Here is a 15,427-nt window from a genome sequence, read left to right on the forward strand (position 1 = left end):
TAAAAATAATCCGATGAAATTCAGGCAATTTTTAGTTAAAATACAAAGTGGAAGACTGTTTTAGTGAAAATAGTCATAAAAAAAGAGAACGTATTTTGGCTTTTTTATGGGGAAAGTCAAAACGGCTAAAAGCAAGGAGGGAAAATATGAAAAAGCGAAGCCGAATTTTGGCGTGGCTTCTGGTGGGAGCGATGACAGTTTCCAACAGCTCTTTTATCCAGGCAGCCAGCTTGTCCAATGAACTTGTGGAAGAAGACACAGAAGTTCTATTGGAGGAAGGGGAAGAGGATCAGCCCTCTGCAGATCTGGAAGAACCAGAATCAGGCGGAGAGATGACAGAACCCGAAGAAGAGGAGAGTTCTATTGAACCGTTACAGGTGAATGATTCCGGAGAAATCCTGCATTACGACATGAATGCAGCAGACGGCCAGCTTGTAGATGCAAGCGGTCAGGGAAGAAACGCTGCATTAGTGGATCTGGATGAAAGCGACGTGAACACCTATGACGGAGTTTCCGTACTGGATATGGACGGAAGCGGATACGTAGAACTTCCGGAAGGAATTGTGGACGATGAAACCCTGACGGTGAACATCACAGCGGCCACCACACAGGCCAATAACCAGTGGCTGTACACCATGGGAGAAGACAACTGGAGTTACACCTTTGTAACGCCGTCTAACAGTTCCAAAGATACCAAGTTTGCTATCTCCCGGCAGGATCCATACAACGGAACCGGTGCGTGGGCGAACGAAAAGAGCATCTATACAGATGCTGCTGCTCTGGATGGTTCTTATCAGACGTACACTGTTGTATATAATGAAGGAACAACTTCTTTATATGTGGACGGAGTGAAAATCGGGGATGGAGAAAATCCCTATGGACTGATGAACGTGGTGCCTGCAGATGGCGGTCACGCATACATTGGAAAATCTCTCTATAATGAAGATCCTCTGTTCAGAGGAAAAGTAGCAGATCTGAGCATTTACAGCGAAGCTCTGGACGAAGAGCAGGTAGCGGAAATTGCCGGGAATGTAGACAATTCCCAATATGTAAAAGCAGATGTTTACGCTGCTATGCTGGGAAACAACGTTTCTGCAGATCAGATTACAGAGGACTTATCCTTCCCGTCCAGTGTAGACGGTTCTTCCGTTAGCTGGCAGGTAACAAAGGGCGAGGATATGATCGGGGAAAACGGAAAACTGACGAAACCCGCTGCAGACACAGAAGCAGAAGTTACGGCTTCTTTTGAAGTGGACGGACAGCAGATTACAGAAGCTTTCCAGCTTACGGTAAAAGGCGCCAGTCAGGAAGAACTGGAAGCCCTGGCGAAAGATCTGACTCTGCCCTATTCCACAGAAGCAGGAAAAGAAGTTTACGGAAACATTACCCTTCCGGAAACGGTAAACGGCAAGGGAACTGTGACCTGGACAACGGATTATCCGGAAATCGTGGATGTAAATGAACAGGCAAACGACGGCGCATATGCAGAAGATCCCACTCCTGCAGGTGTGGTTACAAGGCCGGACAAAGATACAGATGTGACGATGACCGCCGTTATCACCCTGGGTGATTACAGTACAGAAAAGGAATTTACTTTTACAGTAAAAGCAGCGCCCGAAGAAGTTACCGATGAAGATTTAACGGATTATTTCTTCGCATACTTTACCGGTGAAGGATATTCCGATGGAGAGCAGATTTATTTCTCTGCCAGCCATGACGGTCTGAACTGGAAAGAATTAAACGATAACAAACCGGCTCTGACCTCCACTCTTGGAGAAAAAGGCGTACGTGATCCATTTATCTTACGTTCCGCAGAAGGCGATAAATTCTATTTAATTGCCACGGACTTGAAGATTAACGGCGGATCCGGATGGGGAGCTGCACAGACAGCAGGAAGCCAGTCCCTGATGGTATGGGAATCCACAGACCTTGTCAACTGGTCCGATCAGAGAATGGTAGAAGTATCTGCCGAGATTGATGCAGGCTGTACCTGGGCGCCGGAGGCAACCTATGACGAAGTTACAGGAGAATATGTGGTATACTGGGCATCCCGTATTGCAGGAGATAACTATGCAAAACAGGTTGTTTATTATGCAAAGACCCGGGATTTCTACAGCTTTACAGAACCGCAGGTATTTATTGAAAAAGATGCGGATACCATTGATACCACGATTCTTTATGAGAATGGAAAATACTACCGCTATTCCAAAAATGAAACAAATAAAAACATTATTGCAGAAGTAACAGATACCCTCCTTCACAGTGAACCCACGATGCTGGATACTCCGGTACTGGGCTCTCAGGGCGGAGTAGAAGGACCGTCTATCTACAAATTCAATCAGGACGATGTGGAAAAGAACGGATGGCAGTACTGCCTGCTTGTGGACAACTACGGTGGAATCGGTTACTATCCCATGGTTTCCAATGACCTGAACGGCGACTTCGAAAGACTGACTTCCGGATTCCAGCTTCCGGGCGGAAGCCGCTCACCCCGTCATGGAACACCAATGCGTATTACCGCAGAAGAATATGCAAAAGTAGCAGAAGCTTACAACGCATCTCCGGAAGAACTGATTCAGGTTACCTTTGACGGAGAAGAATATGCTTCCTTCGTTCCTTCTATGAAAGAATATGAAATCGTTCTGAAAGAGGGAGAGGACTATCCGGAGCTGGCAGCAGAAGCAGAAACAGGATATGAAATCGAGATTCAGCAGCCGAACGAAGAGGATCCAACAGCAGTGATTACTCTGAAGAATCCGGAAGGCGGCGTGGAATCCACCTATACCTTTACCTTTGTAAAAGAAGAAACACTGGCTCAGGATCCGGTTCTGGAGTATAACTTTGATTCTGATGCAGCAGGAAGCAAGACCGCCTCTGATACAGGTGCAGGGGATGATACCGCAGACAACGGTACCTTATACGGAAATGCAGCCATTGCACAGGATGCAGAGAGAGGAAGCCAGGTACTGAACTTAAATGGAAGCAGCAATACCTATCTGGAATTCCCGAAAGGCTTCTTCGATAACAGAAATACTATGACAATTACCATGGATGTAAAATCCAATATGTCCAGTGGAAACTTCTTTACTTTCACTTATGGTAAAGATTCTAACGTCTACGACTTCCTGAGAATTCGCGGAACCAGCGTAAGAAATGCAATCACCACTTCCAGCTGGGGCGCAGAAAAAGAAGTAGCAGGAACAGGAGCAGCCACAGGAACCTGGCAGCATATCGCTCTGGTTTACGAAAATACTTCCATGAAGCTGTATATTGATGGAGAACTGGTATCCACCAATGCAAATACCGGAATCACTACCTCTATGATGGGAGGCGATCTTCTGGCATACCTTGGTAAATCCATGTACAGCGCAGACGCATATTTCAACGGAAGCTTTGACAATGTAAAAGTATTTGAACGTCCTCTGGATCTGTACGAAGTACGGGAAGAGGCAGGCGTTGCCGGAAGAGCCTTCTACGGCGTTGACGCAGAAGGATATACCTTCATTAACAGCGACATTGATAACGATGAAAAAGTTATTACCTTAAACATCAGCAGAAACAACAGCGAAGTAAAAGATCTCAAAGCCGTTCCGCTGACCTTTGAATTAGGAGAAAACGTAATTCTGGATGAAGAAAACGGTGCAGCAAGAGACCTGTCTGAACCGGTGGAAATGAAAGTGGACAATAACGGCGAAGAGGAAACCTGGACCATTGACGCGACTCTTTGCTACAATCCGGTATTGGGCGGACAGTTCGCAGACCCGGATGTGGACGTATTTGACGGCAAATTCTACATCTACCCAACCACCGACGGTGTGGAAGGATGGGGAGGAACCCAGTTCCATGTATTCTCTTCCGACGATATGATTGACTGGGTAGACGAAGGCGTAATCGTAGACGTGGCAGACGACAATGCAGGACTCAATGAAAACGGCGTGCAGATCGGAACCGTTCCGTGGTCAAAGGGAAATGCATGGGCTCCTACCATTGAAGAAAAGAACGGAAAATACTACTATTACTTCTGTGCAAGAGAAAAAGATACAGACAAACAGGCAATGGGCGTTGCTGTTTCTGACAGCCCCACAGGACCATTCGTTGTAAAAGACGAACCGATCGTAAACATGGCTGATTGTGCGGCAGAAGGAATCAGCATGGGACAGACCATCGACCCATCCATCTTTACAGATCCGGATACAGGCAAATCCTACATGCTGTTTGGCAACGGAAAAGGAGCAATCGTAGAACTGACAGAAGATATGATGGACTTCGTACCGGGAACCATGAAGAACATCAGCGGATTAAGAGATTTCCGTGAAGCTGTAACTATTACAAAGAGAGACGGAGTTTACCACTTCACCTGGTCCTGCGACGACACAGGAAGTGAAAACTACCATGTAAATTACGGAACTTCTGACAGCCCTTACGGACCGGTAAACTATCAGTATACCATCCTTCAGAAAGATCCGGAAAACGATATTCTGGGTACCGGACATCATTCCATCCTGTATATGCCGGAAACAGATGAAGCGTACATTGTATATGCGAAGTTCATGACACCGCTTGGACAGGTAACCGGCGGATTCGGATACCACAGGGAAGTATGCATTGACAAACTGACCTTTGACGAAGAGACAGGACTGATGAATCCGGTAACACCAACCCTGACCGGAATCACAGAGCCGGTGAAGGCTCCGGCCAGCGAAGAAGAGCAGATGGCAGCCTTCCAGGAGGTAATGCCGGAAGTAACGGCAAAGGCGGACGGAAGCAGCGTTGTGGTAGAATGGAAATCCATTGAGAATGCAGGAAGCTACCGGATCTACCGCAAAGAGGCAGGAGGAAGCTTCAAAGGCCTGGCAACTGTAAGTGCAGATGAAACTTCCTATGTGGATGAAACCGCACAGGCAGGAGTAACCTACTACTACACTGTGAAAGGTTTCTGGGAAGCGGACGCTCAGGGTGTAAACACACAGTATCCGACGGACGTACAGGTTTATGTACCGATTGCAGAAGCAGACTTTGCAAAAGTAGTGCCCCAGGTAAGCGCAAAAGTCAATGCGGACAAGAGCGTAACCGTAAGCTGGGAAGAAATCAAAGAAGCCAAGAGCTACCGGATCTACCGGAAAGAAGCAGGCGGCTCTTTCAAAGGACTGACCAATGCGGCAGCAGGAACCACATCTTTGACTGATACCACAGCGAAACCCGGAGTGACCTACTATTACACAGTGAAAGGTTTCTGGGAAGAAGACGCCCAGGGAACCTGCACCCAGTATCCCACAGACGTAACGGCGAAGATTCCGGCGGACGCTCTTGCAACCCCGGCAGTTTCTACCCGTTCCGTGAACTACTGCACCGTAGAAGTAAGCTGGAAGACCGTAACCGGTGCAGACAAATATGTGATTTACCGGAAAGAAGCGAAAGCTGGAACTTCCTTTAAATCCATCGGAACCGTCAGCGCGGGTACTCTGAAATACCGGGATGGAAGCGCGAAGATGGGCGTAAACTATTACTATACTGTAAAAGCGTATGCAGGAAGCATCTACAGTGACTACCAGAAGACGGTAACGGGAATGGCCGTGCCATCCTCCCCGACTCTGAAGGCAGCAAGCAGCAGCAAAGGCGTAACCATTACCTGGACCGGCTCCAGGGCAGGGGCGAACGAATTTGCAGACGGCTACAGAATCTTCAGAAAGACAGCAGGCGGAAGCTGGAAGACGGTAGGAACTGTAGGAGCTAACACCCGAAGCTTCACAGATACCACCGGAGCAAAGGGAACCACCTACTACTACACTGTACGTGCTTATGTAAAACAGAGTGACGGAACCAATCTGTGGGGAACCTACAACACCTCAGGGGTAACCGGAGCGAAGAAATAAGAGATAAAGGAAAATCCTCTGGCCGGCAAGATCTTGCCGGTCAGGGGATTTCCTTAAAAAGGGGGATGTGAAGTGAAAAAGCAATGGATGAAAAAAACGGCGGCAGGTTTCCTGGCAGGGATTCTGGCTGCCACAGGAATCCCGGGAACTTCCGTATGGGGCATGCCGGCAGAGGCGCTGGAAGAGGAAAACCCGGCTCCGGCGCTGCTGTCAGAGGAACCGGAGGAATACCTGACAGAAGAAACGCAAGGAGAGCCGCAGGAGGCTTCCAAGAATGTGGGGGAAGAAACTGCAGAAGGAGAGGATACAGATTCCTATACCTATCGGGTTGATTTGAGTCAGAAAGGCGTTGACATCGGCGAGGATTTGTACGGCGCCTTTTTTGAGGATATTAACGGAGCTGCGTACGGAGGTTTGTACGGAGAACTGGTGGAGAACCGTTCCTTTGAGTTTTTTCAGACTCCGGTAAATAACGACCCGAATGCCCATACCTATTCCTGGTTCACAGCCGGTTATGCAGATATGGAACTGATGAATACCGATGGAATGAATGAGAATAATACCTTCTGGATTCAGGTAACGGCCAAGGGGAATAACACAGGCGTCCGAAACGACGGTTATGATGGGATTTCCGTAAAGGAAGGAGAAAACTATAAGTTTTCCATGTATGTGAAAGGGGATTACAGCGGCGGCTTTCGGATTACTCTGGAAAGCGGGGGAGAGGAAGTAGGCGCTGCAGAAATCGAAGCAGGACCTGCACAGGAATGGACAAAAGTCAGCGCAGTTGTGCAAAGCACGGAAACGGCAGAGGACGCCAGTCTGTGTGTCCGGTTAAAAGAGGAGGGAACCACGGGCCTTGATATGATTTCCCTGTTCCCGGAACATACCTACAACAACCGGGAAAACGGGCTGCGGGCAGACCTGGTGCAATATTTAAAGGATTTAAATCCTGCCTTTCTCCGATTCCCCGGCGGCTGTGTTATTGAAGGTATAAACCTGGAAACAGCATACGACTGGAAGGATTCGGTGGGGCCGGTGGAAGAGCGGCCGATTATGCAGAGCTACTGGGCGCAGGCGCCCCAGACCGCCTATTATTATCAGGAATACGGACTGGGATTTTATGAGTATTTTCTGCTCTGCGAAGATATGGGATGCGAGCCGCTGCCCTGTATCAATGCCGGCTGTACCCATTTCTGGGGACCGGAGCTTGCGCCTCTGGATCAGATGCAGCCCTATATTGACAATGCGCTGGATTTAATTGAGTTTGCCAACGGAGATCCCAGCGATCCGGAACAGGAGTGGGCACAGCTTCGGGCGGAAATGGGACATCCGGAGCCCTTCAATCTCCAGTATCTGGAAGTGGGAAATGAACAGGCGGCAGATGAGCGTTACTATGAACGGTATGAAATGTTTGCGGAACAGGTGAACGAAAAATATCCGGAAATCAAACTGCTGTCATCCGTAGAAGGTCTGTCCAACGGCCCTGGACTGTCTGCTACAGAATGGCTGAAAGGAAAGGGCAGAACTTTCAGCTATGCCAATGACGAACACTTCTATATGTCCCCGGAATGGTTCTTCGCAAATGCCGGAAGATATGATGTGATGGAGCGGGGAGACGACGCCTATATCTTTGCCGGAGAATATGCAAGCCATCACGAAGTAAACGGACAGAAAAGAGAGGATCTGCTGTCGGCCATTTCCGAGGCCGCCTTTATGACCGGGTTTGAAAGAAATGCGGACATTGTAAAACTGACCTGTTATGCTCCTTTGTTCTGTAAACTGGGACATCAGAACTGGGAGCCGGATTTAATCTGGTTTGACAATGAAGAGGTCTATGGAAGTCCCAGTTATCATGCCAACAAGATGTACGCCACAAACACAGGAGATTATACCTTTGCCGAATCGGTGAGTGCCCCGGGAGAGGAGGAAACTTCCGGCCTGATCGGGAAAGTAGGCGTGGGAACCTGGAATACAACGGCCGTCTATGATGATTTGCAGGTCATTGATAATGAAACCGGGGAAATTCTTTATGAAAATAACTTTGAAGCAGAAGGGATTGACGACTGGACAGACGGAAGCGGGAACTGGAGCGTCACAGAAGAAGAGGGAAATCAGGTCTTAAAGCAATGGGACGCAGGTTCCTATAACAATTCCATTCATGTGGGGGATACTTCCTGGAGTAATTATACCTACCGTCTCCGTGCGAAAAAGTTATCCGGATTAGAAGGATTTATTATTCCCTTTGCTGTAAAAGACAAAAATAATTACCTTCATTACAATCTGGGAGGATTTGCAAATACCTATACCGCTGTGGAACATGCAGTGAACGGGGCAAAGACGACCGTGGCCACTTCCGATACCATCATTGAGACCAATCGCTGGTACGACATTGAAATTCAGGTGGAGGGAGATGCTTTCCGCTGTTATCTGGACGGAGAACTGGACTGCGAAGGCGTACTGCCCAAATCTTACGGACCAGTCTATACCACTTCCGGCTTCGATGAAGAAACCGGCGATGTGATTTTAAAACTGGTCAACGGTTCCGATGAAGAACAGAGCGTGGATATTTCTCTGGAAAACAATCCTTATGAAATCAATCCCAATGCATCTATGATTCAACTGGCCTACGAAGGAAGCCCGGATGAGGAAAACAGCATCGAAGAACCGGACAAGATTGTACCGGCAAACTATGAGTTTACCGGAGCAGGGGATGAATTCTCCATGGAGCTGCCTTCTTATTCCTTCACCATTCTCCGGCTGCATACTCTGGATGATTCTCAGGTTATTGCTTCTGCAGAAGAGGCAGAGATTCAGACGGAGGCAGGCGTGGTTCCTGAACTGCCTCAGGAAGTGACCGTGACTTATGCAGACGGAAGCACAGGAACAGCGGCTGTTCGGTGGGAAGAGAAACCAGAGTCCTTCTATCAGGCTCCGGGAAGGTATGTTCTGGAAGGAAGGGCTGACGGATACAATGAGAAAGTCAGAATGTACATCGAGGTTTTGGAAGAGATTCTGGATACCGGCCTGCTGGAAAGTCTGATGGCAGAGGCACAGGGACTGTCTGCTGAGGAATATACTCATATTCCGCAGCTTTATAAAGAAGTAAAAGAAGCTCTTTCCCAGGCAGAATCCCTTCTTACAGAAGAAGACCTGACCCAGGAAAAAATTGACGGACAGGCAGAACTTCTGCAGACAGCCTTAGAACAGTTAAAGACAGCCGATGAAGAAGCGAAGGAAGACTTCCGGAATCAGACAGTGGAAGTTACTCTGTCAGTATCCAAGGGAAGCCAGGTGGAGATCCAGTGGACCCCGGTGAAAAATGCAGGAAGTTACGGTATCTACCGCAAAGAGGATGGAGATTCCGAATATCACCTTTTAAAGGCAGTTGGAAAAGACATTGTTTCTTACGTGGATAAAACAGCAGAAACAGGCAGGACCTATTGCTATATGGTCAAAGGCTATTGGGAAGAAGGGGCTAAAGGAATCTCCACACAGGATTTGGCTGAGGGAGTAGTTTATCTGCCGATGACAGAAGACGACTTTGCCAATGTGATGCCGCGGGTAAGCGCAAAAGCCGGCAGGGATTCTGTAACCGTAAACTGGGAAACAGTGAAAGAAGCCAAGAGCTATCGGATCTACCGGAAAGAGGCCGGAGGAAGTTTTAAAGGTCTGGCAACTGTGTCAAAAGACGTAACCTCTTATGTGGATGAAACCGCAGAAGCAGGTGTGACTTACTACTACACAGTCAAAGGCTTCTGGGAAGATAAGGCTCAGGGAACCTGCACCAGATACCCCACCGACGTAACGGCGAAGATTGCCGTGGATACCCTGGCAATGCCAAAGGTGAAGACACGTTCGGTCAACTATTGTACCGTAGAAGTAAGCTGGAACAAGGTAACAGGCGCGGATAAATATGTGATTTACCGGAAAGAAGCAAAAGCAGGTACAGCCTTTAAATCCATCACAACCGTCAGCGGAGACACCCTGAAATACCGGGATGGAAGCGTGAAGATGGGCGTAAACTATTACTATACGGTCAAAGCGTATGCAGGAAGCATCTACAGCGACTACCAGAAGACGGTAACGGGAATGGCAGTGCCATCGTCTCCCACACTGAAGGCAGCAGGCAGCAGCAAAGGAGTAACGGTTACCTGGACGGGATCTAAGGCAGGAGCAGATAAATTTGCAGACGGTTACCGGATTTTCCGAAAGACAGGAAACGGGAGCTGGAAGACGGTGGGAACTGTAGGAGCCAATACCAGAACCTTTACTGATACAACGGGGACAAAAGGAACTACTTATTACTACACAGTTAGGGCCTATGTAAGGCAAAGTGACGGAACCAATCTGTGGGGAACCTACGATACCACGGGTGTGACCGGAGCAAAGAAATAGGCAGCCCTGATTTTTTTAGGGGGGGGGGTATAATTAAAATGCGGTTTCTGCCTGAAAATGGCAGGGACCGCCGACGGAAAATACGGCACATCCGGAAGGGAAGGAAAGACTTGAATACGAAAGAATTAGTATATTTTAAAACAGTTTACGAGGAAAAAAGTATTAACCAGGCGGCGAAGAAATTATATATTACCTCCCAGGGACTGGGGAGAAACATCCGGGCGTTGGAGACGGAATTCCAGGTAAAATTATTTGAGAGGACCAAAAAAGGCGTGGAACCAACTCCTTATGCCAACCTGCTCTACAAAAAGACAGGGGCGTTGATGCAGCAGTTGGAGGAGCTTTCGGCGGAATTCTCCAAACTGAAAAGAGGGGGTGGAAAATTACGGATTGGACTTGCCTATGGAATCCTGAAGATTCTTCCTATGAGGGTAATTCTGGAATTTATCCGGGAGAATCCTCAGTTTCAGATTGAATGGAAGGAATATCATAATGATGAGGTAAAGGATATGGTCTTATCTTCGGATCTGGATTACGGACTTATTGTAGGAGAGTGTGCTTCCAGAGAGCTGATTCAGAGAAAGGTCATGAGCCGTAAGGTAATGCTTCTCGTGTACAAAGATCATCCTTTTTATCCTCTGGAACAGGTGGAACTGGACATGTTAAAAGAAGAAAAGATTTTAACCATGGATGAGGACTTTCACATTTATCACGTATTTGAAGAAGCCTGTCGGAAGCGGGGGTTCTATCCAAAAATAGAGGATAAAACAGATAACGGCGCTGTTTTATACCGGCTCTGCGAAGAGAAGCAGGGAGTAGCGCCGGTAATGGATTTCACCACGGATATTTATAAGACAGAAGGAGTCCGGGAAATTCCCCTGAAAGAAGATTTGCGGTGGGATGTGGTAAGCATATGCAGAAAAGAGAAGCAGGGAAGCGAACCCATTGAGAAATTTGATAAACAAATAATGAAATATTTTAATTAGGTAGAACAGAAAAGTTTAAAGATGCCAATCATTCGTTTCTAGATGATGGCATCTTTTTTATGTTAAAATAGTAGTATGAGAATGTTCAGCAAAAGGAGGAGAAGGTATATGAGCAAAAAGAAACACCGATTACTAATCAGCGCTCTGGTTGCCGGAATGATGGCCACATCCGTTCCTGCAGCACCGGTCAGCGCAGATACGACAGCAGAAAACCTGGCTGAAACAGTAAATGGGGAAGAGGCGAACGCCGTTCAGGATGTGGAACTGACAAGACCTTATAAGGACATCGAGAACGGAAATCCCCTGATTACCCACCGCTACAGTGCAGACCCCTGTGCTATGGTATACGATGGGAGGGTGTATATCTACAACACAGACGATCATGAACTGTACAATAATGCGGGGGAGCTGATTACAAATGAATACGGGCAAATCAACAAAATCAGCGTCATGTCTTCCGCAGATATGGTCAACTGGACCGACCACGGTAAAATTACTGTAGGAGGAGCAGACGGTGTTCTCAGCTGGGAAGGAATTTCCTGGGCACCCACCCCGGCCCACAAGACCATCAACGGGAAAGAAAAATTTTTCCTGTACTGTGTGGTTGACGGTATGAACGTAGGCGTTATGACCAGCGACAGTCCCGTTGGACCCTGGAGCGATCCTTTAGGAAAACCGTTGATTGACGCCAGCACTCCGGGAACAGAAAATGCGGGAATCCGTTTCGACCCGGCAGTTATGGTAGACGATGACGGAACCGGCTATCTCTGCTTCGGCGGAAATATGGAGGGAAGCGATAAGGCGACGGCTTTCGTTATCCAGCTTGGCGACGATATGATCAGTACTGTGGGCGAGGCAAAACAGATTGACGCTCCGGATTTCTTTGAAAGTTCCGGTATTCATAAACACAACGGCAAATATTACTATACCTACAGTTCTAACTGGGAGCAGGGAGCAAATATTCCGGGAGTCAGCCCGGGGGTCTGTGAAATCGGATATATGATGAGCGATGATCCCATGGGTCCCTATACATACATCGACCGGGTACTTGTTCAGCCGGGAACCGTATTCGGACTTTATGGAAATAACCATCAGTCCCTGTTTGACTTCAAAGGAAAATCCTACATTACCTATCACAGCCTGATTCTGGAATCCGATAAATATAACACCACCAGTGTGAAAGGATACCGGGCCACAGGCATCAATGAGGTTCATTATAATGAAGACGGCACCATGCAGCTGGTGGATATGAACCGAAAAGGTGTGGAGCAGGTTGAATATCTGGATCCCTATGTACGCAATGAAGCAGAATCCATGGCCAATAACGGAGGTATCTCAACAGAAGATTCCCAGGCTCCCGGTACAGAAGTGGGAGAAACAGGAATCGTGGGACCGAACCTGGATGTGTGCGACATTCAGAACGGCGACTGGATTTATGTGAAGGGCGTGGATTTTGGCGATACAGGGGCCGGAACCTTTACCGCTAATGTGGCCAGTGATTCCCTGGGAGGATCCATCGAGATCCGTCTGGATGATCCGGAAAACGGAACCGTAGCCGGCACCTTAAATGTATCCAATACAGGAGGCGCTCAGACCTGGATACAGCGTTCTACCGGCGTATCCAATGTGACCGGCGTTCATGACGTATATTTCGTATTTAAAGGGGAAGCAGACGAGAACTTATTTAACTTTGATTCCTGGTATTTCAGTGAAAAAACCCAGGATAAACAATTAGTGGCTCTGGACGCTTCTCTGAATAAAACAGTGATCGATACCGTAGACGGAAACAACCAGGCAGAAGTGAAGGTTTCTGCCGTATATTCTGACGGTACTATGGAAGACGTTTCCACAGAAGCTGAAATCACTACAGAAAGCAGCAGCATTCAGATAGAGGGAACGAAAGTGACCGGCGTAGAATACGGAGATGCTGTTATTCATATTGCATATGAAGACTTTACCCAGGATTTATATCTGAAGGTGGAAGATGCCAGCAGCAAGCTGAAAGTAAAAGAGCTCCATGTGGATGAGAATACTATCAGCCTTTATACAGGAGCTGTAAAAGAGATTACCGTAACGGCCGAATATTACGACGGACATACAGAAGATGTAACAGCGAAAGCTTCTTACACCAGTTCCGATGAAAATGTGGTGACAGCCGACGCAGGCGTGATTACTGCAGTTGGCGGCGGCTCAGCAGTGGTAACGGTAGCTTACCAGGGAGAAATGGGTGAGGAAGCCACGGTGGATCTGAATGTGGAAGTCAGCAGCCTTGGGGAACCTCTGTTATATGAAATCGTAAGCTGTAATCCGGAATATCTGCCGGGAGATCCCAGCCGGCCCGATGTGGTGCCGCGTCCGGCCTGGGAAGGCAGTAATGTAGTGGGATACCTGGAAAACGGTACTGTGAAATTCACCGTGAATGTGGAAGAAGAAGGTACATACCGTGTTTATGCAGATGTGGTAGCCTACGGCGGCGATGTTCGTCAGAAATATTCCATTAACGGCGGCGACTTCGTAATCTGTACTTATGAAAATGAAACGATTCAGTTAGATGGAATCGAGGTAAGTCAGTGGGGCGGAGGTATCCGGGCCAGTGATTTGGAAATCGAATTAAATGCCGGAGAGAACACCATTGAAATCGGTCAGGCAGGAAGCAACATGGAAATCCGCCATGTGATCCTGCAGAAACTAAACAGCGCTCCGGAAGTAACCTTAGACGCAATTACAGTTACCCCGCCGGCCAAGACAGAATATCAGGTGGGAGAAGAATTTGATCCTTCCGGACTGGTGGTAACCGGACAGTACAGCAACGGAAATGAAATTACACTTGGAAGCGACAAATATGAAATCGACAGCTCTTCCTTTAATAAAGAAGAACCGGGAGAGTATGAAATCCGGATTACCAGCACAGAGAATCCAGAGCTTTCCGAAAGCTTTCTTGTAACAGTAAAACCGAACCAGGAAGAAGAGGAATTTAAAAATACGGTTACCGAAGTAACGGCTGCAGTCAGAGACGATAACAGCGTTTTACTTACCTGGGAACCTGTAAACAGAGCCCAGAGCTATGGAGTTTACCGTAAAGCCGAAGGCGCACAGGAGTTTGAACAGATTGCCGTTACCACAAGGGATGTGGTATCCTTCGTAGACCGGACGGCAGAAGCAGGACAGACATATTATTACACCGTAAAAGGCTTCTGGGAGGAAGACGGCCAGGGCATTTCCACCCAGGGACCGGAAGATGTAAAAGTCACTATTCCGGATAACGAAGAAGATCTTCAGGGTATTTTCCAGCAGGTAATGCCGGAAGTAACTGCAGAAGTCAATGAGGCAGGAGAAGTAACGGTAACCTGGAATGCCATTGAAAATGCCGGAAGCTACCGGATTTACAGAAAAGAAGCAGGCGGAGCATTTAAAGGCCTGGCAAATGCAGAGGCAGACGCTGCTTCCTATGTGGATACCACGGCAGAGGCAGGAAAGACGTATTACTATACCGTAAAAGGCTTCTGGGATACGGACGCCCAGGGAGTCTGCACCCAGTATCCGACGAATGTGAGTGTGACCATACCGGTGGATGAACTGGCAACTCCGGCAGTAAAAACCCGTTCTGTAAATTACTGTACGGTAGAAGTGACCTGGAATAAGATTGCAGGCGCTGATAAATATGTGGTTTACAGAAAAGAAGCCAAACCGGGAACTGCCTTTAAATCCATCACAACCGTATCAGGAAACACACTGAAATACCGGGATGGCAACGCTGAGATGGGTGTCAACTACTATTACACCGTTAAGGCATTTTCCGGAAGTATTTACAGCGACTATCAGAAAACAATTACAGGAATGGCCGTACCGTCCTCACCGGCCTTAAGCGCATCCAGCAGCAGTAAGGGCGTGACGATTACCTGGACGGGATCCAAGGCAGGAGCTGACAAGTTTGCAGACGGCTACCGGGTATTCAGAAAGACGGTTGGCGGAAGCTGGAAGACGGTGGGAACCGTAGGAGCAAATACCAGAAGCTTTACAGACACTACCGGAGCCAAGGGTACCACTTATGTGTACACCGTTCGTGCTTATGTAAAACAGAGCAATGGAACGAACCTGTGGGGAACTTATAATACTGCAGGTGTAAGCGGAGCGAAAAAATAGGGTTACAAGAGGATGTTCTGATCTTCATTT

4 protein-coding genes are annotated in these 15,427 nt (G+C 47.8%); all 4 read left to right on the forward strand.

Annotated features, from left to right (window positions below):
• The first annotated feature begins 146 nt into the window (after positions 1-146).
• Positions 147-5,873: a family 43 glycosylhydrolase gene (locus B5F53_RS02495; protein ID WP_087219265.1), complete on the forward strand. Its 5,727-nt coding sequence runs from the start codon at positions 147-149 to the stop codon at positions 5,871-5,873.
• Between the two features lie 72 nt (positions 5,874-5,945).
• Positions 5,946-10,268 (forward strand): alpha-L-arabinofuranosidase C-terminal domain-containing protein, encoded by a 4,323-nt coding sequence (locus B5F53_RS02500; protein ID WP_087219268.1) that lies wholly within the window; start codon positions 5,946-5,948, stop codon positions 10,266-10,268.
• Between the two features lie 110 nt (positions 10,269-10,378).
• A complete protein-coding gene (locus B5F53_RS02505; RefSeq protein WP_162610514.1) occupies positions 10,379-11,254 on the forward strand; it encodes a LysR family transcriptional regulator in 876 nt (291 codons plus the stop codon).
• A gap of 108 nt (positions 11,255-11,362) precedes the next feature.
• Entirely contained in the window at positions 11,363-15,397 is a 4,035-nt protein-coding gene (locus B5F53_RS02510; RefSeq protein ID WP_087219274.1) for a carbohydrate-binding protein, read from the forward strand.
• Positions 15,398-15,427 lie beyond the last annotated feature (30 nt).

It is taken from the genome of Blautia sp. An249 (assembly GCF_002159835.1).
Classification (GTDB): Bacteria; Bacillota; Clostridia; order Lachnospirales; family Lachnospiraceae; genus Blautia_A; species Blautia_A avistercoris.